Here is an 18,510-nt window from a genome sequence, read left to right as displayed (position 1 = left end):
CGATTCCCGGCGCGGCAACCCTCGGAAGGTTAATCATTTCTGCCCGATTTGACAAAGGAGTCGGGCGCCAATTTAGACGTCATTGAGGATAGCCAGCGCTTTTGCCCGGGTTTTGAGCCTCCCCCACGCCACCCGGCCGGGTTTCCCGTGCCCGATTCACCATCTGTTTAGCGGCGCCGGTCGAGATGCCATCGCAATCCATTTCGACGAGAGTGCCATGCTTGGTTCAGCCATTTCCGATCGCGTCTGCGCGGTTGCTCGCCGGTTTTCCAGGGCAAATAACGGCAATGTCGCGGTGATGTTCACCTTCGCGATGCTACCGCTGCTCGCTTTCGTGGGAGCCGCGATCGACTATACCCGCGCCAACACCGCCCGCTCCGCGATGCAGGCGGCGCTCGATTCGACCGCGCTGATGCTGTCCAAGGATCTGACCATGGGCAACATCACGGCTGCGGATATCCCGAGCAAGGCGCAGACCTATTTCACCGCACTCTACACCAACAAGGACGGCCAGGGCGTTTCCGTCACGGCCAACTATACGACGCCGACCTCGTCCGCAGCGGCGACCATTCTCCTGAGCGGGTCCGGCTACATCAACACCTATTTCATAAAGTTTGCCGATCTGTCCGGCGGCAATTTCCAGAAAATGAATTTCGGTACCTCGACGACCACCACCTGGGGCAACGTCAAGATGCGCGTTGCCCTCGCCCTCGATAATACGGGATCGATGTCGGACGACAACAAGATCACCGCGCTGCGCAACGCGGTGGCCGGAACCGGCGGACTGATCGACCAGCTCAGCGCGCTGAGCAAGAACAATGGTGACGTCTATATCTCCATCATTCCGTTCGAGAAGGTCGTCAATGTCGGCAGCAGCAATGTCGGCCAGAGCTGGATCGACTGGACCGACTGGCTCAATCCCCCGACCACGCAGCCCGCCAACGGCACCATGCAGGCAAGTCTGCCGATGAACTGGCACGCGGTCGGACCCGGTGCGCGATGCCCGTGGACCAACAGCAATGGCGGCTTCACCTGCCAGAAGAGCCCGACCAATACGGGCAGCGCGAACTACATCCCCTCGAGCGGGACCTACTCAGGCTACATCTGCCCCAGCGTCGATGCGAACTCCTACACGCGCTACAATGGCTGCTGGGTGAGCACGCAGGTCGGCACCGGCGTGTTCTGCAGCGGCTCGACGTCGTGCAGCTGTCCGAAGAATTCTTCCGGTAACGATGTCTCCGGCTGCAGTTGCGGCACCTCCGGCGGCGTCTATCAATGCACCGGCAAGCTGTACACCCACGACTGGACGCAGCCCGGCCCCAACGACACAGCCGACAATCAGGGCCAGCCCCGGGTCAGCGCCGTCGTCGGATGGACCAACAATCAATGGACCTCGACCAACAAGATCCCCACCGTGAAGAACGACTGGCGGCAAGCGTCCACCAACCCGATCGGCAACTGGACGGGCTGCATCGCAGACCGCACCCAGCCGAACGATGCGACCGGCGTGCTGCCGGGGTCATCCGACGTCACCACGCTGTTCCCGGCCAACGAGCTGTTTGAGAACGGCTACTCCTACTGCAGCAGCAACTCCTCGCCGCAGCTCGAGCCGATCATTCCGCTGAGCTACAACTGGACCGCGCTCAAAAATGCGGTCAACGCGATGCAGCCGACCGGCGGCACCAACCAGGCGGTCGGCCTGGCGTGGGCATGGCAGTCGCTGCTGGTGGGCGGCCCGTTGAACACCCCGGCGGAGGACTCCAACACGACCTACAACCGGGTCATCATTCTCCTGTCCGACGGTCTGAACACCGAGGACCGCTGGCCCGAATATGGCGATGGCCGCACGCAGGCCTCCGGCAACCCGATCGACGCCAGGCAATCCCTGCTGTGCCAGAACCTGCAGGCCGCGAAGGACTCCAGCGGCCAGCCGCTGTACACGATCTACACGATCCAGGTGAACACGCACTCGCCCGCCGATCCGACCTCAACCGTCCTGAAGAACTGCGCCAGCACGCCCGACAAATTCTTCATGCTGACCAGTTCGACCCAGATCCTGACGACGTTCAACACGATCGGAACCGCCCTCAGCAAGCTGCGGCTGGCGAAATAGCTGCCCGCTTCAGGCACAACAAAAAAGCCCGGCCAAACGGCCGGGCTTTTCGTTTGTCCTGGTCGCTTACTGAGCGGCCGGCGCGAACTTGGAGACCAGGCCCTCATAGGGCTTGAAGGTCTGCTTGGCGCAGTCGCTGTACAGGCCGGCGATCTTCTGCGATTCCGCAACGAAGGTCTCGTAGGACGAGCGCAGATACTCGGTCTGCGCCTCGAGCGCCTTGTCCAGCGACTTCACGCCCGACAGCTTCTCGACGAACGACTTGGTGTCCTCAAAGGACTTCTTGGCATAGTCGCCATAGGCGGTGGCGATGGCCTGAACGCCGCTCTGCAGGTTGTTGGCCGACGCGGTGACCGACTCGAAATGCTCTTTGCCGTAGTTCTGAATGTCTTCGATCTTGACCATGGATGGAATTCCTTTTCCCAGACTTGAAGGCGCAAATTCCCATTGCCGGGAAGCTCCCGGCCCCCTGACGCCGATAGCCATATCGCATCGCACAATAGAGTCAATGAATATTGTGCATCGCACAATCACACAGCCCCGAATCTCCGGCATTTGCGATAAACCCCGGGGGACTACGCAACGGTTGCTTAATCTTTTGGAAACTCGGTCCGCCTAACCTGATTCCCGGACTTTGTTCGCCTTCCGACAGACAGCCTCGAAAGCTGTTTGTGAACAACACCTTAGCTAGAAGAGCGACCTGAGCCGCCACGTGGGCCGATGGTTCTGCCCGAAGTGGTTTGTTGCGCAGGCAAGGATCGATGGCCGCCGGGCACAATTTCGCCTCACGAGCCAGTGATCTAGATAGAAATTGGGACGGGGAAGTAGATGCTTCGAACAACCTTGGCCTCCTCGCGGGCGCTGCGAGTTGGCGTTCTTGGGCTCGTTACCGTCACGACGGCGATCCTGATCACGAGTGATAGCGCCGAGGCGCGCCGTCACCGGCGCCACTACGCCCGCCACCACCACAGCGAGGCCGCGCGCGAGAGCTACAGCCCGCAATTCGCGTCGATCATCGTCGACGGCAACACCGGTTCGGTGCTCACCGCCACCAGTCCCGACGGTCTGCGCCACCCCGCCTCGCTGACCAAGATCATGACGCTCTATCTGCTGTTCGAGCGCCTCGACTCCGGGAAGATGAAGCTCGACACCGAAATGCCGGTGTCCGAGCACGCCTCCGAACAGGACCCGACCAAGCTTGGCCTGCGGCCCGGCTCGACCATCAAGGTCGAAGACGCCATCAAGGGCCTGGTCACCCGCTCGGCCAATGACGCCGCGGTCGTGATCGCCGAGGCGATCGGCGGCAGCGAAGACGATTTCGCCCGGATGATGACCCGCAAGGCTCGTGCGCTCGGCATGAGCCGGACCGTCTATCGCAACGCCTCCGGCCTGCCCAACGATGAGCAGGTGACGACAGCGCGCGATCAATCGACCCTCGGCCGCGCGATCCAGGATCGCTTCCCGCGCTATTACCGCTACTTCTCGACCTCGGTGTTTAACTTCCGCGGCCAATCGATCCGCAACCACAACCATCTGCTCGGCAACGTCGAGGGCGTTGACGGTATCAAGACCGGCTACACCCGCGCCTCCGGCTTCAACCTCGTGACCTCGATGCGCCGCGGCAATCGCTTCCTGGTCGGCGTGGTGCTCGGCGGCCGCAGCGGCGGCTCGCGTGACGCCATCATGCGCAACCTGCTCGCAGAGAACGTCGGGAAGGCCGCGACCACCCGCACCGCCGCCGCGATCACCGAACGCAATCCGGCCGACGCCAATGTCGAGGTCGCCGACGCGGATAACGCGCGCGCGCCGGACACCTCGCCGGTCGCCGCGTCGGAGCCCGCCGCTGCAGCTGCCGCGATCCAGGCGCCGCGCCCGGCCAGCAAGCCTTCGCTGATGGCGGCGGCCGCCGCCGCGCTGCCGCCGCTCCCGGCCAAGCCGGAGCCGCAGGCCAAGCCCGAGCCGGCGCCGCTGACCTCGGGCGTGATCCAGACCCAGCCGATCGCCGCGATCCCCGGCTCGGCTGAACCGATGAAGCCGGTCAAGGTGAAGACGGTGCAGGTCAAGGCCGGCCAGATCAAGCTCGCCGCGGCCGGCCCGGCGCAGTCCGCGCCTCCGGTCACCAACACGATCCCCGCGCGCGGCGAAGTCCCCGAGACCTCCAATGCGATGATGGCGCGGGCCGCCGAGACCTCGAGGCCCGAAATGCCGCCGCAGCCGGCCAATTTCGGCACCGGAAACGGCATCCTCGGCGTGCTGCCGGCCTCGGCCGTCCATGCACCCGCTGCCCCGGCGCCGCAGGCCGTGGCGTCGATTGAACCCGCTACCCGCAGCCTGCAGGCCGCTCTGGCGGCGAGCGCCGCAAAGCCGAGCGCCGCGCACACCGGCTGGATCATCCAGGTTGGCGCGCTGGAGTCCGAGGGCGAGGCCAACAAGCGCATCGACCTCGCGCGCAGCTCGGCCCGCGGCCTGCTCAGCAAGGCGGATCCGTTCACCGAGGTGGTCGCCAAGGATAATCGCAAGCTCTATCGCGCCCGCTTTGCCGGCCTCGAGCGCGATCAGGCCGAGGCGGCTTGCAAGACGCTGAAGCGCGCCGAGATCTCCTGCATCACGGTTCGCAACTGATCGTCGGCATCAGCTGATTTCAAACGGCCGGCGCCGCAAGCGCCGGCCGTTTTGCTTTTGCCGTCGCGAAAACGGCCGGCCGGCCGCGCGCGGCGCGACCATGAAACTTCTCGTCAAGATTTTACGGTTAAATTTTCCCGAAAGAGCGATCGGTCACGCCGGACAGCGGCGGGCCAGGCGGGGCATCAATCAGAAGCGGAAGGCAGCTCTCGGCTGTGGCGTTGGTAGCGTAGCCGGAGTTAGAGATGCGTACGAAGCAAAGTATCCTTGGCCTCGTTCACACGGGCCGCGAGGTACGTCGAGCCCCCCTGGTCGGGATGGAGTTTCTTCATCAGGGTACGGTGAGCCCGGCCGATATCGTCGCGCGACGCTCCCGGCTGCAGGCCAAGGATCTGATAGGCCTCCTCGTTCGTCATTTTGCCACCCGACGCCGCACGGCCCTGCCCCCGTGCCCGGTCGCCCTGTGCGTCCTGACGCCAGGCGGGAAAACGGCGGTCCAGATAGCTTTCAAGTAGCGCGACGCTCTCGGCGTCGAAGCTCGGGACCATCGCCAATAGCTGCGACAGGTCGAACTCGTCGAGCATGCGGCCGGCCTGCGGTCCGGCCACGATCTGGCCCCTGAGCACGCCGCTGCCGTGATCGAGGGTCATATCGAGATATTGCGAGCGCACCCGCGAGCTTTGTCCCTGGCTGCGCGAACCGCCGAACATGCCGCCGAAATTGGGAAATCCGGTGCTTCCGAACGGCGACCAGCCGAGCAGTCCGGCGCCGAAGATGCCGAGCGGAATTGCCACCGCCAGCTCGCCCCGCACGCCGGTAAAGGCCGCGACCGCCAGTGCGAGCACCCCGCCACCGATCTTGATCGCGCGCGCAAGCACGGCGGGATTGGCCGCACGAAACATCTGCAGCGCGGAATAAAGGACGACAACGGCGACGACGCCAGCGATCAGGGTTGGCATGTCCGGAATATAGGCGGCCCGGCGGCAAAAAGCATGCGAAGCTTCGTCTCACCGGCATCAGGCGGACCCTGACGCGACGCGGCGCTATTTCATCTGACCGATCAGCTTCGCCGCGCCGCTCGCGGTCTTGGCCAGTTGCAGCAGCGCCTCGCGGCCGCCGGCGGCATAGGCTGCGGCGGCACGCAGCAATTCGCGGAGCTGCGCGGCCGCGCCGGGATCGAACCTGCACCATGCACCGCCGGTCAGCCGCGCGACCTCGCGAAACGTCTGCTCGGCGGTCGCGTCGTGCCCCTCCTGGAACATGAAGACCGGCACCTTGAGCAGGCCGAGCTCGCCGGCTTTGGCGCACAGATCGTCGGCGCTCTCCTCCATCGCGTCGCCGACGAACACCAGCGCGCGCACCCCCGCCTCGACCGCTTCGCGACGCGTCTCGGACAGCACCTTGCCGATCTGGGTATTGCCGCCCTGGCAATCGATCTTGCTCATCAGCCGCGCGAGCTGCGCGCTGTCGGAGATCCAGCCCGACGCACGGCACTCATTGAAGCCGCGATAATAGACGAGGCGGATATCGAGACTGCCGAGCGAACCGGCCTCGCGGAACATGTCCGCCTGCAGCGTGCACGCCATGTCCCAAGTCGGCTGCCGGCTCATCGTGGCGTCGAGCGCGAAAACCAGCCTGCCGCGGGCGCCGGCGCGATGCGGCGACATCGCCCGCGCCTTGGCGACGAATGCCGCGATGTCGTTCGCGCTGGATGTCGGCACGCCAGGCGCATGGGCCGGGCGTACATCGCTTCCGGATGTCGGTTTGATCGTCTTGCCGGCCATCAGCGCTTGCCTCGTACAGCAAACACTATGTGGGCCGCGGCTGCGGATTGGTCAACGTGACGGGCCAGCCTGGATCCCGGGCCGCCCGGTCAATTCGCGACCGACGGATCCTTCTTCGTCTCGGTCTTGGTCAGCGAGAGCGACTTCTTGAGCTTGTCGGTCAAGGTCTGAGGTTTCTCGACCGGCACGTAGAGCGAGACGGGACCGGGCTCCAGAATCTTCGGCGGCGCATTCCTGGTGTCGACCGGCGCGATAGCGCTGTCGGTATCGGCCAGGAATTTATCGAGCATGGCCTGGATCGAGTCCTTGGCCTTCTCGGGCCCGGTGTCACGCATGTCGTTGTGCTGGAAGTTGGTGTTCACCACGGTGATGCCGGCCTTCTCGCATTCGTCGGCATCGGGAACGACACCCGGATCCGGCTTGAACTGCGAATCGTGAGACCGGAATGAAAGAATCTTGAACTTGCCGTCGGTCATGAACGGCACGCGCAGATTGTCCAGCGTCACCACCTTCTTGATCTCGTCCGGATACTGCTTGGCGAAATACATCGCGATGTCGCCGCCATTGGAATGGCCGACCATCGTCAGCTTGCTGTAGTCCGCGTTCGGCTGGCGCTTCTTCATCTCCTCGATCGCGAACTTGATGTTGGTGATGCCGCGCTGGTACTGCGGCAGGCGGCCGACATAGAGCTCGCCGACCTTGGTCACCATCGGTCCGTCCGACGGCAGGTCGTTCTGAATGCTGATGGTCAGATAGCCGCGCGCCGCGAACACGTTCGCGAGGAAGGAATATTCGGTGAATTTGACGGTATTGCCATGATTGAGGATCGCAACCGGCAGCGTGATCATGCCAGCGTCGGCCTGCATCTCCTTGTCGAAGCGCACGGCAACGTCGACCGCGACCGGCCGCTCATCGCGCGTCGGGTCCTTGAACATGAGAGTTTCGTGACGGATCGCCCACTTGCTCGCGGTGAAATAGGCCGCCGTGATCACCACGGAGAGAGAAAGCAGAACGAGAATTCCACGCTTCATGACGTCCTCGAGGTGCCCGCCTTTTCAGGGCTATTCTTGGCCGGAGACTCTTCGGCCTCCTTTTGAGAATATATGTCACAGCGCTGTGACAGGAAGTCTAAAAGTTGGGACTTCGCAGCACGTTCATTGTGCGGTGCACACAACCTTTGTGCATTCGCTTCTAGCGCCATGGCTCTGCGGCACGATAATACCTCAAGACCAGCCGACGGGAGCGAGAACGCGGCTGGCTTGGGAAAACCGGATCTGGCCAGCTTTGTTCCGGCATTTTGGCGACGGAGTGGCCGAAAACCCCGCAAGACTACCGCGCTTCGGCATCGTCTCGGAAGTGACGATCGTCACCTCCTGTACGGCCGCCGCCCTGGAACCTGCCCGAGGGGAGGCCTGACGGCCTAGCTGCCGATGATGTCGTCGACTTCCAGCGGCTTGTCGACCTGGCTGAACCATTCGGCCCGGTTGGCGGCTCGGCGGCGGCCGCGCTCGTCCAGCGGCAGCTTCAGCTGGCGGAGCAGGCTCATCACCTCCTCGCGGGCGGTCACGTGGCCGAGGCTCGGGCGGGTGCCGAGCGTCGCCTCGTCGATGTCGTCGAGCGCTGTCAGCCCGCGCGGGAAGAATTCGCGATAGACCACCCGCTCGGCAAAGCCGTCGACCGAACGGAACCCGAGCTGCAGCGACAGCTGCTTCAAGCCGTCGGCGACCAGCTGCTTGTTGCGCGAACCGAGCATCGACAGGCGGTTGCGCACCACGATCCAGTCGGTCGAGGCGCCGTCGAGCTGGCGGCGCTTGCGCCTGGTGTCGCGCACCATCTCCGCATAATGGCTCTCGCCGGTCACCGCGTAGGTCGCGGGATCGACGGTCCCGAGCACGTCGAAATCGAGGAAGCTGTCGTTGATCGGCGTCACCAGCGTGTCGGCCATCGAATGCGCGAGCCGCATCAGGTAGCTGTCGGCGCCCGGGGTATCGATGACGATGAAATCATAGGCGCGTTCCACCGCGCTCACCGCGGCCATGAACTGCTGGAATTCCGCGTTCTCGTTCTCCTCGATCTGCATCGTCTCGCCGTACTTGATGCAGTGGTGGGCGGGGAGTTCGAGGTCGAGCCCGGTGCGTCGCGCCCAGGCCTGGCGATTGCTGATGTAGCGGGTGAAGCTCTGCTGGCGGCAGTCGAGATCGATGCTGGCGACGCGCTGCCCGGCCTTCAGCAGCGCGACGGCGATATGCAGGGCGGTGGTCGACTTTCCCGATCCACCCTTCTCGTTGCCCAGCACGATGACATGTGCGGAGCCGGATTGACCCTGACGAGCCTGCACCAACATGATTCAAATCCCGTCAATGATCTTCAAAGCGCGCGCCGCTGCGGTCAAGTGAAATGCATCGCCGCGACAGGAAATCAATTGCGGCCGTGCTCAATGATGCGTCGATCAAGCAAGACTGCTGCGTCGATCGGCGGCACGGCAGCTGTGATCCACGCGCGTCCGGGATCGGGTAAGGCTTGTCGCGGCGGTTTGCCGATAGCGGTTCGGACTTGGTAAGCTGCGTCACCTGCCGAACGCCAGCCCGTCCCACCCAGATTCGTCCCCACCCGGATTGCCCCACGAGCCGAGACCAGATGCCGAGAAATCCCACCGTCGTCCGTACCGTCCCCGCCCTTCGTCGCGCTGTCGACGCCCTGCGCGCCAAGAAGGCGACCGTCGCGCTGGTCCCAACCATGGGAGCGCTCCATGACGGCCATGTGTCGCTGGTGCGCCTCGCCAAGCGCCGCGCCAAGCGGGTCGTCGTCTCGATCTTCGTCAACCCGACCCAGTTCGCGCCGACCGAAGATTTCGGCTCCTATCCGCGCACCTGGAAAGCCGACGTCGCCAAGCTCGCCGCCGAGGGCGTCGACCTGATCTGGCATCCCGAGGTGAAGGCGATGTACCCGGACGGCTTCGCCACCAGGATCGTGCCGGAGGGGCCGGCCACCGCCGGGCTCGAGGATCGCTTCCGGCCGCATTTCTTCGGCGGCGTCGCCACCGTGGTCGGCAAGCTATTCACCCAGGTCCGGCCCGACCTCGCGATCTTCGGCGAGAAGGACTTTCAGCAGCTCCGGGTCGTCACCCAGATGGCCGCGGACCTCGACCTCGGCGTCAAGGTGATCGGATCCAAAACGGTGCGCGAGCGCGACGGTCTCGCGATGTCGTCACGCAACGTCTACCTCTCCCCGGAGGAACGGCGCGCCGCCCCCGAGCTTCATCGGGTGATGAAGGAGACGGCCGGCCGCCTGCGCGCCGGCGAGGATACCACGACGGCAATGGCCGACGGCGTCGCGGCGATCACCAGGGCCGGCTTCGTGCTCGATTATCTCGAAGTGCGCCACGCCGCCTCCCTGGCGCCGATCGGCTCGCTGAAGGACGGCCCGATGCGGATGCTGGTGGCGGCAAAGCTCGGCAGCACGCGCCTGATCGACAACATCCCGGTCTGAAGCAGGATCCGGAAAGTGTGATGCGGTTCATGCGCAAACGAGGTGCGAGCCTGTAATGAGGGCTCGGCCTCATCTGCGCGGCCCGACGCGTGGATGATCGCGCCTTTCAGAGGCGATCGGAATGAGCGGTTATTTCAGGCAAGGCATTGCTTTCGGCATCGCGCTCATGGCCGCAGGCCTCGCGCAGGCGCAGACCCGGCCGCCGGTCGGCGGGGTCAATTCGGCGCCCGGCGCAATGATCTTCTATGTCGCGCATGGTGCGCCCGATGCCTGCGGCCCGGGCTGCGCGGACTGGATCGCCGCCGACGGCGCCGTGCAGTGGGACACCTACAAGCGCCTGCTGGCGATCCTCGACCGGCAGAACGGCCGCAAGCTGCCGGTGGTGATCAACATCAGGGGGAATTCCAACCTCAACGTCGCCTCCAGCCTCGGCCGCATCCTGCGCGATCGTGGCATCGATGCCGCGGTCGCAGCGACCGAGGTCGAGGCCTGCACCGGAAAATCCGAGGAGGAATGTTTCGCGCTCAAGCGGCCCGGCGGCCCGCTCGATGCGAAGGAGAAGCTGTCCGGCATTGCCTGCGATTTCGCCTGCCTGCTGGTGCTGTCGGGCGGCGTGCATCGCAGCCTGCCGGAGGGCAGCCGCGTGGTGCTGAGCGGCATGGCGATCCACAACCGGCTCGCGCCCAATGTCTCGGCCGAGCATCGCGAGAGCCTGACCTCGATCTTCACCGACCAGTTCCGACGCTATCTCGGCGAGATGGGGATCGATCACGAACTGCTCGACGTCGCCGTCAGCAATGCGGGCGGCGGCCGCTTTGTCGAGATCCCGGCCTCCGAATGGGGCCGGCTGCACCTCGTGACACAGCCGCAGTAGTTCGCGGCAGCCATCGTGCTCAGAGCAAGCCGAGGTCGCGCAACTCGCGGCGCATCGGCTCGGGCATCGATGCCACGCTGGCCGCGCTCGACTTGGTGAGATCGGCCGGCGCGGAGTCCGCGGTCAGGTAGCGCCAGCCCTGGAACGGCCGCATCGGCCGCGGCGAGACCGCGATCACCTTGGGCTGCATCACCAGCCGGCAGCGGCCGATACCGTCCTTGTCGCGGAACGGCTCAATGGCGATGATCTTCTCGCGCGCGGCGATCTCGCCGCGGATCACCCAATAGAGCGAGCCGCCGGCAAGGATCTCCTCCTCGCGCTTCGGCGTCATCCGCGTGATGTGGACGTGACGGAGCGGCAGGCCCTTTTTCTTCGCGGTCGCCATCCGTTCGGCAACCCAGCCCTTGAGTTCCTTGACGGAGTCGCAACCGACGGCGAGCTTGATGAGATGAAGCGGCATGTGCCGGATGTAGCGGCCGGCGCGCGCTTTGAAAAGGGAGCGCTCTCCGCGGCGGTGGATATCGGGATTAGAGCGTTTTTCGAGCGAAGCGAAGCCGGAACAGTGTAGTGACGGCGGCTCAAGCCGCCGTCATCACGCTCATTGTTCGTTCGCAGCCGCCGGTGCGCTGGCGGCGGCAGGAGGCGGCGCCGGAGCTGCCGGGGCCGGCGCGATCTGGACCGGGCGCTTCGCTGCCGGCGGCCGCTTCGGGGCCGCAGCGGGCGGCGCGGCGGCGGCGCGCGCGGCCGGTGCGGCCGCGGCCGGCTTCGCCGGCTCGGGCGTCATGATGCTGACCGGCGGCGTGTTCGCCGAGCTCGGAAACTCCGCATTGGTCGGCTTGCCGGTGGGCAATGACTGCGGCAGCGCCGCGACCAGGCCGGCGGCGGCCGACGCCTGGGCGCCAGCCGGCGCGTTCCAAGACCCCGCGTAGCGCGTGATCAGGTTCTCGTAGGTCCGCTCGTTCATGTTGGCGATGATCTGATGGTTGTCGCCGAGCGAGCGGAACGCGGGGCACGCGGTCGGCGTGCAGTGGTCACGCGCCATCAGCGCATAGGCCACCAGGCCGTAGCGGTCATGCTCGATGGCGCGGCGCAGCGCCTGCAACTCGGTGGTCGAATTGCGCTCGGCGGTCGCGAGATCGCCCAGCGCGGTCAGGCGCGAGACCTGCGCCGCCGCGTAGCTGACCGCCGCCGCGGCCGTATCCGATGAACCGAACAGCACCTTCTCGCAGGCGTTGAGAACGGCGTCGCCGGCGAGGTCGTCGACGCAGGCCAGCGCCGGCACCGTCTGGCTGGCCAGTTGCGCCGTCCGCGTCTCGGCCGGCGCCGCCTGCCCGCCCGGGCCGAAGCCGCGGATCGTCGCGGCGACCGCAACCGCGATCGACAGCAGCGTGATCACGGTCAGCGCGCCGTTGGCGACGGATTTCTCCGCACGCAGCAGCGTGACCAGAACGACGATCCCAAAGAACCCCGCCGCAGCCAGCGTCAGCCACATCGGGAAGGTCGGTGAGCGCCAGATCTGATCCAGCGAGGAAGCCCAATTCATGCGCGATGTCCCTCAACGCAGCGTAAGCACAATCGGCGACGGCGAACGCCGCCACCCCGACGTCCAACCTTCAGCACAATGGGTCTGCGAACAGGGCCTTTTCACGGCGGCGGTACGGAACCCGCCCCAGCCGCCGGCTTGCGCACAATTCCTTCAGGACAGCGCGAGCTGACTCTCCTTGGCCACCCGTTCGAAAGCTTCAGTCGAGCTCTTGATGCGATACTGGCAGTCGTCACCGTCGGTCGGCAGCAGCCGGATCACTTGATAGGTGCCGCTCGCGGCGGGGCGCGCCACGTTGCTGGCCGTGAAATAGACGGTCTCGCCAATCGAGTACTTATGCTTCAACGCCCTCTCCATTTTCTTAGAGATTGCTGGCTGAGCTGACAGTCCCGATAGCTCAGGCCGGCATTTTGAGAACCCTGCGGCAAGCTAGCACATCGCACCTCCCCAAATCCAGCAAGATTGGGGCATAGCGAAGGTGCGATTTTTGCAGGTTTTTCAGGGCGATAGGCAGCAATTTGCGTGCCAGCCGGAAATTGCACGCCGAGCTCGGCTGGAACCCGATTCCAGCCGCTCAGGCGGTGTGCGGCAGCTTGCCGCCCGGGCTCGCGCCGTCGACCGCAGCCGGAAGTTGCTGGGCGAGCACCTTGGACAGCTGGTCCACCGGAATGTTGAATTTGGCGGCGAGCTGCTTGACCGTGTCGCTGCCGAGCACCTGCTGGAGCTGCTCGGCCGTGATCGGCAGGTTCTGACCGGTACCGATCCAGGATTTGACCTGCTCGCCGAGCCCGGCCTGCTCGAGCTTGGCGACGATCGCGGACAAGCCGCCCTGCCCGCCATTGCCCAAGACCTCGCCGAGCACGACGGGGATCACCGCCGCGCCAAGCTGGCCAAGCATGCCTTTCAGCTCCGGCGAATTCTCCAGGGAATCGAGAATGCCCATTGTCTAAGTCCTTTCACGACTTGCAAAACCAGCCTTTCCGGATTCGACGCCTCCAACCCCGCGGCGTCAAGCCGCGATCTTTGCGACCGCTGTCACAATTCGGAAGCGCATCGAGCGTTTTCGAGCGAAGTGGATACCGGTTCGCGTGAAGAAAACGCGTCGAAACAAAAATCCGTAGCTTCGGTTCTGATTCAATCAGGACCGAAGCTCCAAGACCGGTCAGGCATCCTCGAATCGAGCGATCCGCAGCGTCTCGGCAATGCCGTCGCGGGTCCATTCGGCGAACGCCGGCAGCGCCATCATGGCATCGACATAGTGCTGCGCCTCGGCCTTCACCGGGATCGCATAGGTGCGGAAACGATGCACCACGGGCGCATACATCGCGTCCGCCGCAGAGAATGCGCCGAACAGGAACGGACCCTGCTTGCCGTAGCGCGCATGGCAGTCGGCCCAGATCTCCTGGATCCGCGCCACGTTGGCGCGCGCATCGTCGGAGAGCGCGACGGCGCGGATCGGCCGGTGCAGGTTCATGCCGCATTCGTTGCGCAGCGGCATGAAGCCGGAATGCATCTCCGCCGAGATGGCGCGGGCATGCGCGCGCGCGGCGCGATCCGCAGGCCAGAGCTTCGCCTCGGGAAATCTCTCGGCGAGATATTCGATGATCGCCAGCGAATCCCACACCCTGACGTCGCCATCGATCAGTGTCGGCACCTTGCCGGCCTTGCTGAACGAGAGAATGCGGTCCTTGTCGGTCTGGTCCGTGTAGAGCGGAATGAAGACCTCTTCGAACGGGATGTTGTTGGCGCGCAACGCCAGCCAGGGCCGCATCGACCATGACGAATAGTTCTTGTTGCCGATGACGAGCTTGAGCATGTCCGGGAATCCTGTTGCCACGGTAGTTTGCCATAGTGCATTGCACGCGTTCAACCTGTACATGACGCGGATGCGGCCCGGCGCGGACAGTCAGCCGCGCGCTCACGAAGGAAGGCAACATGACTGGCTATTGGACCGACATCCTGGCCGTCGGCTTCTTTGCGCTGGAATGGCTGGTCTATACCATCACGCTGGAGCATACCGCGTATGGGCGCGACAGCCTATCGGCGCGGATGCATGTCTATCGCGAGATCTGGGTGCGGAATCTGCTCAACCGCGACGCACGGATGGTCGACATGCAGATCATGGCCAGCTTGCAGAACGGCACCGCGTTCTTTGCCTCCACCAGTCTGATCGCGATCGGCGGCGGGCTGGCGCTGTTGCGCGCCACCAATGACGCGCTCGCCGTGCTCGGCGCGCTGCCGGTCAACCTCACGCCCTCGCCCGCTTTGTGGGAGGTCAAGTGCATCGGGCTGATCCTGATCTTCATCTACACCTTCTTCAAATTCGCCTGGGCCTATCGCCTGTTCAACTATGTGGCGATCCTGTTCGGCGCGATGCCGCCGGCCGAGCAGCGCGATACGCCGGAGGCGGAGGCCCACGTGATCCGCACCACGCGGCTGTTCGAGACGGCGGGCCGGCACTTCAACCGCGGCCAGCGCGCGTTCTTCTTCGCGCTCGGCTATCTCGGCTGGTTCGTCAGCCCCTGGGTGCTGTTCGTCACGACCGCCGCGGTCGTGATCGTGATCTGGCGCCGGCAGTTCGCCTCGAATGCCTGGCAGGCGATGGGAAGCTGAAGCGAACCTTGTCTACGACGCGAAATCGCGCGGGCTGAAGTCGAGGTCGAGCACCTTCCATTCGCCGTAGCGATCCCGCGGCAGCATCGCATAGGGCTGGCAGGCCTGCAGCGCCTCGGTCGCGCTCTTCAGCAGCAGCGGCCCCTTTTCCGAGGCGGTGGCCTCGATCAGCACCGGCTGCGCGGCGAGCTTGCCGTCGGGCTTCATGAGCACCCTGAGCTTGATCTTTACGTCGTCACCCGTGCTCAGCGTCGGCGGGAGTTTCAGGCAGGTCTTCAGATGACGGCGAAATTCGGCGACCACGCTCGAGCCGACGTCGGCCTGCTCGGTGGCGGCTGCGTCGAAATTGTCCTTGCCGGGTCCGGGGCCGGACGGCGCGCTGGCGGGCGGCTTCACGGAAATGTCGGGCGGCAGGCCGAGCATGACATTGTATTTGACCGAAAGATCCGGCTCGGGCTGCGCATAGGCAGGCGACGACGCTGCCGCCTGTTGCTGCGCCGTTGGCTGGGGCATCGGTGGCGTTTGCGGTGCCGGCGGCGCGGGCGGCGGCTCGGCCGCGGCACGTTGCGGCGCCGGGCTGGGTTTGGGCGCCGTCGGCGTCGCCTGCTTCTGCGGTGGTTGCTGTGGCGCGTTCTGCTGTGGCGCGGCCGCCTGCGCCGATGGTTCGGGCTTGGCTGAATCCACCGGCTTGTCGAGCGACGGCAACTGCAACTCGGGCGTCGGCGACGGGCTCGGTGCCGGTTCGGGCTTGGTCTCGACCTCGGACCTGGCGACCTCCTGCGGCGTCACGATCTCGACCGGCACCGTGTCAGCGGCGACGGGATCGAACTGATGGACCTCCGAATAAAGGAAAATCAGCGCGAGCAGCATCAGGTGCACGAACACCGACGCCATCAGATCCGCGTTTGGCCGAAACTTCATCCCACTCGATCACGTCAGCGATGTCTCTCCCCGCCGGCTATAATACCGGCCGGAACCCGCCTGCCTCAATCCCCATTCGGTCCAAAGCTGCAATCGGCCAGCGGGGCATTAGCATGATTGGGATCAGGACCCAGCCATTTTTCCGAGACTTGATTCTCAGGCAAAGACCCCGTGCGTCGCGGAGCCCATCATCGCGCGTCAGCGCTCCCGATCGCCGAGATATCGCGCATGTCGTCGACCGACAGCTCAAAATCAAAGATGTCGATGTTCTCCTGAAGGCGTTCGAGCTTCGAGGTGCGCGGGATCGCGGAAACATTCTGTTGCACCAGCCAGCGCAGGCAGACCTGGGCAGCGGTCTTGCGATAGCGGTCGCCGATCCGCGCCAGCGCGCGGTCGCCCTTGACCCGCCCTTTCGCGATCGGGCTGTAGGCAACGAACGCCATGCCGCGGCGTCGACAGGCCTCGATCACATCGGCCTGGTCCAGATAAGGATGGTACTCAACCTGGTCGCAGGCGAGCGGCTCGGGGCATGTCGCCACCGCCTCCTCGATCAGCGCCGCGTTGAAATTGGAGACGCCGATATGCCGCGCCAGGCCCGCCTGCCTGACTCGCGCCAGCGCGCCGAGCGTCTCGGCAAGCGGCACCTGCGGATTGGGCCAGTGCAGCAGCAACAGATCGACCTCGGTCAGGCGCAGCCGCGCCAGGCTCTCCTTGGCGGCGCGTTCGAGATCCTTCGCCATGAAATGCGTGGTCCAGACTTTGGTGGTCACGAACACGTCGTCGCGCTTGACGCCGGAGGCACGCAGCCCCTCGCCGACCTCGCGCTCATTGTCGTAGATCTCCGCGGTGTCGATGTGGCGATAGCCGAGCCGCAACGCCTGCTCGACGATGCGCGCGCAGATCCGCCCGCGCAGCTCCCATGTGCCGAGCCCGATTGCCGGGATCCTGGCACCGTTGCCTTCGACGACATTCATGCAGCCATTATGCGCGCATGACGAAGCGCTGCCAACTCACAGTGCGGTTCCGCGGTGGAACGTCGCGACGTCTCACCGCTCCGGCTGGTAACCGTCGGTCAACGTCTTCAGGAAGGCGATGATGTCGGCCTCATCCTGCGCCGTCATCGCGGGCGTGTCGCCGAGATGGCGCTCGAACGGCGGATCGCTGACGTCGACATTGCCGTGATACTTTTCGGGCAGGTCATCGTACTTGCGCACCGTGCCGTCGGCGCCGCGCGGAAAGACCTTCTCCGGATTGATATCGCGGAAGTTATAGAAGTCGAGCACCTGCTCGAGGCTGGTGAAGACGCCGCTGTGGAAGAACACGCGACGCGTCGCCGTGTTGCGCAAGGTCGGCGTCAGAAACATCCCGCAATATTGCGTCTGCTCGGCGATGTCGGTGCGGTACGGACCGCAAACCCCGAGATCGAAATGGTCGGGATCGCGGTTGCCGGCGAGCGCGGCGTTGCGCGGCGCGCCGAGTGCCTCGTATTGATGATCGGTGAACAGCGGCGGCAGACCATCCCGGGTCGGCTGCGACGTATGGCAGCCGCCGCAATTGGCCTTGTCCGGATCGTTGAATAATTGCAGGCCGCGCAACTCGCTCTCGCTCAGCCGCGCCTTGCCCTCCAGCCAGTAGTCGAACTTGCTGGTGTAGGGATGGAAGCTCTGCTCCTCTACCTGATAACGCGCGACGGCAAACATCGCCTCCGCGACCAGCAGCCGCGTGTTGTCGAAGACCTGGGCGCCGAACAGCTCGGCGAAGCGCGGCGCGTAGCTCGCCTGGCGCAGCTTCTGCGCCACGATTTCGATGCTGCCGCCGTCCATCTCGTTGGGATCGAGCAGCGGGAAGATCGCCTGGTCCTGCAGCGTATCGGCGCGGCCGTCCCAGAACAGGCCGCCCTGCGGCACGACGTTGACCGCCGACGCGGCAGTCCCGGTCGCAACTTTCCTGGCGCGCGCGGCCTGCTGGCCGAGCGCGGCCAGTTGCGCGAAATCGACGACATTGTCGTCCTCGTCCTTTTCCGGCCCGATGCTGAAATTCGGCTGCCGCTCGAGATAGGTCAGGCCCGGCACGGCGCGTGTCCCTTGCCGGGATTGCGCGGGCCCGCCGAGCATCACCGGTCCATCGTTAGGCGGGCCGTAGGCGTGGTCCGGACTGTGACAGGACGCGCATGACAATGCGCCCGACGAGGACAGCGACGCGTCGAAGAAGATCTTCTGACCGAGCAGCGCCATGGCGGACAGCGGGGCGACCGGCGGACGCCTGAGCTGCACCGGGTTCGGATTGGTCCCCGGAAGTCCCTGCGTCTCGACGGCCGCAACAGTCCCGGCCATGCACAGCAGACCGGCGCCGAGAAGCCACAAGCTGCGGCCATTCATGTCAGATCCAGTGTCGTTAAGCGTTTTCGCGCGAAGCGGATACCGGTTCGCGTGAATAAAACGCGTCAAAACGGGAAGCAGAGTGTCGGCGGCGGACTGGCTTCACCTCTCCCGCTTGCGGGGGAGGTCGCATCGCATCGAAGATGCGATGCGGGTGGGGGCTCTCTCCGCGA

Annotated in this window: 18 protein-coding genes; 5 read left to right on the top strand and 13 right to left on the bottom strand. The window is 65.0% G+C overall.

The window, feature by feature from the left end; translation table 11 throughout:
• Nucleotides 1-217: 217 nt before the first annotated feature.
• Nucleotides 218-2,113 carry a TadE/TadG family type IV pilus assembly protein gene (locus tag IF803_RS19070; RefSeq protein ID WP_461193092.1) on the top strand — a complete coding sequence of 632 codons (1,896 nt, stop codon included), beginning with the start codon at nt 218-220 and terminating at the stop codon, nt 2,111-2,113.
• A 66-nt stretch (nt 2,114-2,179) separates the two neighbouring features.
• Here IF803_RS19070 and IF803_RS19065 read toward each other — a convergent pair whose 3' ends face one another.
• Nucleotides 2,180-2,518: a phasin family protein gene (locus tag IF803_RS19065; protein ID WP_016844841.1), complete on the bottom strand. Its 339-nt coding sequence runs from the start codon at nt 2,516-2,518 to the stop codon at nt 2,180-2,182.
• A gap of 423 nt (nt 2,519-2,941) precedes the next feature.
• On the opposite strand from IF803_RS19065, the gene IF803_RS19060 reads away from it, so the two are divergent.
• Nucleotides 2,942-4,735 carry a serine hydrolase gene (locus IF803_RS19060; RefSeq protein WP_461193091.1) on the top strand — a complete coding sequence of 598 codons (1,794 nt, stop codon included), beginning with the start codon at nt 2,942-2,944 and terminating at the stop codon, nt 4,733-4,735.
• 239 nt (nt 4,736-4,974) lie between these two features.
• On the opposite strand, the gene IF803_RS19055 is transcribed toward IF803_RS19060, so the two are convergent.
• From IF803_RS19055 to IF803_RS19040, 4 genes are all read right to left on the bottom strand, one after another.
• The gene (locus tag IF803_RS19055) at nt 4,975-5,694 is read right to left on the bottom strand and encodes a DnaJ domain-containing protein (RefSeq protein ID WP_461193090.1); all 720 of its coding nucleotides are present in this window, start codon (nt 5,692-5,694) and stop codon (nt 4,975-4,977) included.
• A gap of 84 nt (nt 5,695-5,778) precedes the next feature.
• A complete protein-coding gene (locus IF803_RS19050) occupies nt 5,779-6,519 on the bottom strand; it encodes a vWA domain-containing protein (protein WP_461193089.1) in 741 nt (246 codons plus the stop codon).
• An 89-nt stretch (nt 6,520-6,608) separates the two neighbouring features.
• Nucleotides 6,609-7,550, bottom strand: a complete 942-nt coding sequence (locus tag IF803_RS19045; protein ID WP_461193088.1) for an alpha/beta hydrolase — start codon at nt 7,548-7,550, stop codon at nt 6,609-6,611.
• 389 nt (nt 7,551-7,939) lie between these two features.
• Complete coding sequence (locus tag IF803_RS19040; RefSeq protein ID WP_016842850.1) at nt 7,940-8,863, bottom strand: division plane positioning ATPase MipZ; 924 nt, start codon at nt 8,861-8,863, stop codon at nt 7,940-7,942.
• A 293-nt stretch (nt 8,864-9,156) separates the two neighbouring features.
• Here IF803_RS19040 and panC point away from each other — a divergent pair, with 293 nt between their 5' ends.
• Both panC and IF803_RS19030 read left to right on the top strand, forming a co-directional pair.
• Nucleotides 9,157-10,008: a pantoate--beta-alanine ligase gene (gene panC / locus IF803_RS19035; RefSeq protein WP_461193087.1), complete on the top strand. Its 852-nt coding sequence runs from the start codon at nt 9,157-9,159 to the stop codon at nt 10,006-10,008.
• 121 nt (nt 10,009-10,129) lie between these two features.
• Nucleotides 10,130-10,882, top strand: a complete 753-nt coding sequence (locus tag IF803_RS19030; RefSeq protein WP_461193086.1) for a hypothetical protein — start codon at nt 10,130-10,132, stop codon at nt 10,880-10,882.
• Nucleotides 10,883-10,901: 19 nt separating this feature from the next.
• Here the strand turns inward: IF803_RS19030 and IF803_RS19025 are convergent, their stop codons facing one another.
• The 5 genes from IF803_RS19025 to IF803_RS19005 all read right to left on the bottom strand — a co-directional run bounded on the left by IF803_RS19025 (nt 10,902) and on the right by IF803_RS19005 (nt 14,241).
• Entirely contained in the window at nt 10,902-11,342 is a 441-nt protein-coding gene (locus IF803_RS19025) for a DUF1489 family protein (protein ID WP_028336418.1), read from the bottom strand.
• A 138-nt stretch (nt 11,343-11,480) separates the two neighbouring features.
• Complete coding sequence (locus IF803_RS19020; RefSeq protein ID WP_411782979.1) at nt 11,481-12,425, bottom strand: hypothetical protein; 945 nt, start codon at nt 12,423-12,425, stop codon at nt 11,481-11,483.
• A gap of 153 nt (nt 12,426-12,578) precedes the next feature.
• Nucleotides 12,579-12,782, bottom strand: coding sequence for a hypothetical protein (locus IF803_RS19015; protein ID WP_018272021.1), 204 nt, complete (start codon nt 12,780-12,782; stop codon nt 12,579-12,581).
• Between the two features lie 217 nt (nt 12,783-12,999).
• Nucleotides 13,000-13,368: a YidB family protein gene (locus tag IF803_RS19010; RefSeq protein ID WP_028343362.1), complete on the bottom strand. Its 369-nt coding sequence runs from the start codon at nt 13,366-13,368 to the stop codon at nt 13,000-13,002.
• A 219-nt stretch (nt 13,369-13,587) separates the two neighbouring features.
• On the bottom strand, nt 13,588-14,241 hold the full coding sequence (locus IF803_RS19005; protein WP_028343363.1) for a glutathione S-transferase family protein: 654 nt from the start codon (nt 14,239-14,241) through the stop codon (nt 13,588-13,590).
• 119 nt (nt 14,242-14,360) lie between these two features.
• Between IF803_RS19005 and IF803_RS19000 the strand changes: the two genes are divergently transcribed.
• A complete protein-coding gene (locus IF803_RS19000) occupies nt 14,361-15,038 on the top strand; it encodes a DUF599 domain-containing protein (protein ID WP_304495688.1) in 678 nt (225 codons plus the stop codon).
• Between the two features lie 12 nt (nt 15,039-15,050).
• Here the strand turns inward: IF803_RS19000 and IF803_RS18995 are convergent, their stop codons facing one another.
• The 3 genes from IF803_RS18995 to IF803_RS18985 all read right to left on the bottom strand — a co-directional run bounded on the left by IF803_RS18995 (nt 15,051) and on the right by IF803_RS18985 (nt 18,337).
• Nucleotides 15,051-15,959, bottom strand: coding sequence for a hypothetical protein (locus tag IF803_RS18995; protein WP_028343365.1), 909 nt, complete (start codon nt 15,957-15,959; stop codon nt 15,051-15,053).
• A 188-nt stretch (nt 15,960-16,147) separates the two neighbouring features.
• Nucleotides 16,148-16,933, bottom strand: a complete 786-nt coding sequence (locus IF803_RS18990) for an aldo/keto reductase (protein WP_461193085.1) — start codon at nt 16,931-16,933, stop codon at nt 16,148-16,150.
• 72 nt (nt 16,934-17,005) lie between these two features.
• Complete coding sequence (locus tag IF803_RS18985) at nt 17,006-18,337, bottom strand: cytochrome-c peroxidase (RefSeq protein WP_461193084.1); 1,332 nt, start codon at nt 18,335-18,337, stop codon at nt 17,006-17,008.
• Between the last annotated feature and the right edge of the window lie 173 nt (nt 18,338-18,510).

It is taken from the genome of Bradyrhizobium sp. UFLA06-06, assembly GCF_054820065.1.
This window is presented reverse-complemented; position numbering and strand designations above follow the sequence as displayed.

Bases quoted from the DNA above. Each gene is read 5' to 3' on its own strand.
- IF803_RS19070 (WP_461193092.1), top strand. From the start codon at position 218: ATGCTTGGTTCAGCCATTTCCGATCGCGTCTGCGCGGTTGCTCGCCGG.
- IF803_RS19065 (WP_016844841.1), bottom strand. From the start codon at position 2,518: ATGGTCAAGATCGAAGACATTCAGAACTACGGCAAAGAGCATTTCGAG.
- IF803_RS19060 (WP_461193091.1), top strand. From the start codon at position 2,942: ATGCTTCGAACAACCTTGGCCTCCTCGCGGGCGCTGCGAGTTGGCGTT.
- IF803_RS19055 (WP_461193090.1), bottom strand. From the start codon at position 5,694: ATGCCAACCCTGATCGCTGGCGTCGTCGCCGTTGTCGTCCTTTATTCC.
- IF803_RS19050 (WP_461193089.1), bottom strand. From the start codon at position 6,519: ATGGCCGGCAAGACGATCAAACCGACATCCGGAAGCGATGTACGCCCG.
- IF803_RS19045 (WP_461193088.1), bottom strand. From the start codon at position 7,550: ATGAAGCGTGGAATTCTCGTTCTGCTTTCTCTCTCCGTGGTGATCACG.
- IF803_RS19040 (WP_016842850.1), bottom strand. From the start codon at position 8,863: ATGTTGGTGCAGGCTCGTCAGGGTCAATCCGGCTCCGCACATGTCATC.
- panC (WP_461193087.1), top strand. From the start codon at position 9,157: ATGCCGAGAAATCCCACCGTCGTCCGTACCGTCCCCGCCCTTCGTCGC.
- IF803_RS19030 (WP_461193086.1), top strand. From the start codon at position 10,130: ATGAGCGGTTATTTCAGGCAAGGCATTGCTTTCGGCATCGCGCTCATG.
- IF803_RS19025 (WP_028336418.1), bottom strand. From the start codon at position 11,342: ATGCCGCTTCATCTCATCAAGCTCGCCGTCGGTTGCGACTCCGTCAAG.
- IF803_RS19020 (WP_411782979.1), bottom strand. From the start codon at position 12,425: ATGAATTGGGCTTCCTCGCTGGATCAGATCTGGCGCTCACCGACCTTC.
- IF803_RS19015 (WP_018272021.1), bottom strand. From the start codon at position 12,782: ATGGAGAGGGCGTTGAAGCATAAGTACTCGATTGGCGAGACCGTCTAT.
- IF803_RS19010 (WP_028343362.1), bottom strand. From the start codon at position 13,368: ATGGGCATTCTCGATTCCCTGGAGAATTCGCCGGAGCTGAAAGGCATG.
- IF803_RS19005 (WP_028343363.1), bottom strand. From the start codon at position 14,241: ATGCTCAAGCTCGTCATCGGCAACAAGAACTATTCGTCATGGTCGATG.
- IF803_RS19000 (WP_304495688.1), top strand. From the start codon at position 14,361: ATGACTGGCTATTGGACCGACATCCTGGCCGTCGGCTTCTTTGCGCTG.
- IF803_RS18995 (WP_028343365.1), bottom strand. From the start codon at position 15,959: ATGAAGTTTCGGCCAAACGCGGATCTGATGGCGTCGGTGTTCGTGCAC.
- IF803_RS18990 (WP_461193085.1), bottom strand. From the start codon at position 16,933: ATGAATGTCGTCGAAGGCAACGGTGCCAGGATCCCGGCAATCGGGCTC.
- IF803_RS18985 (WP_461193084.1), bottom strand. From the start codon at position 18,337: ATGAATGGCCGCAGCTTGTGGCTTCTCGGCGCCGGTCTGCTGTGCATG.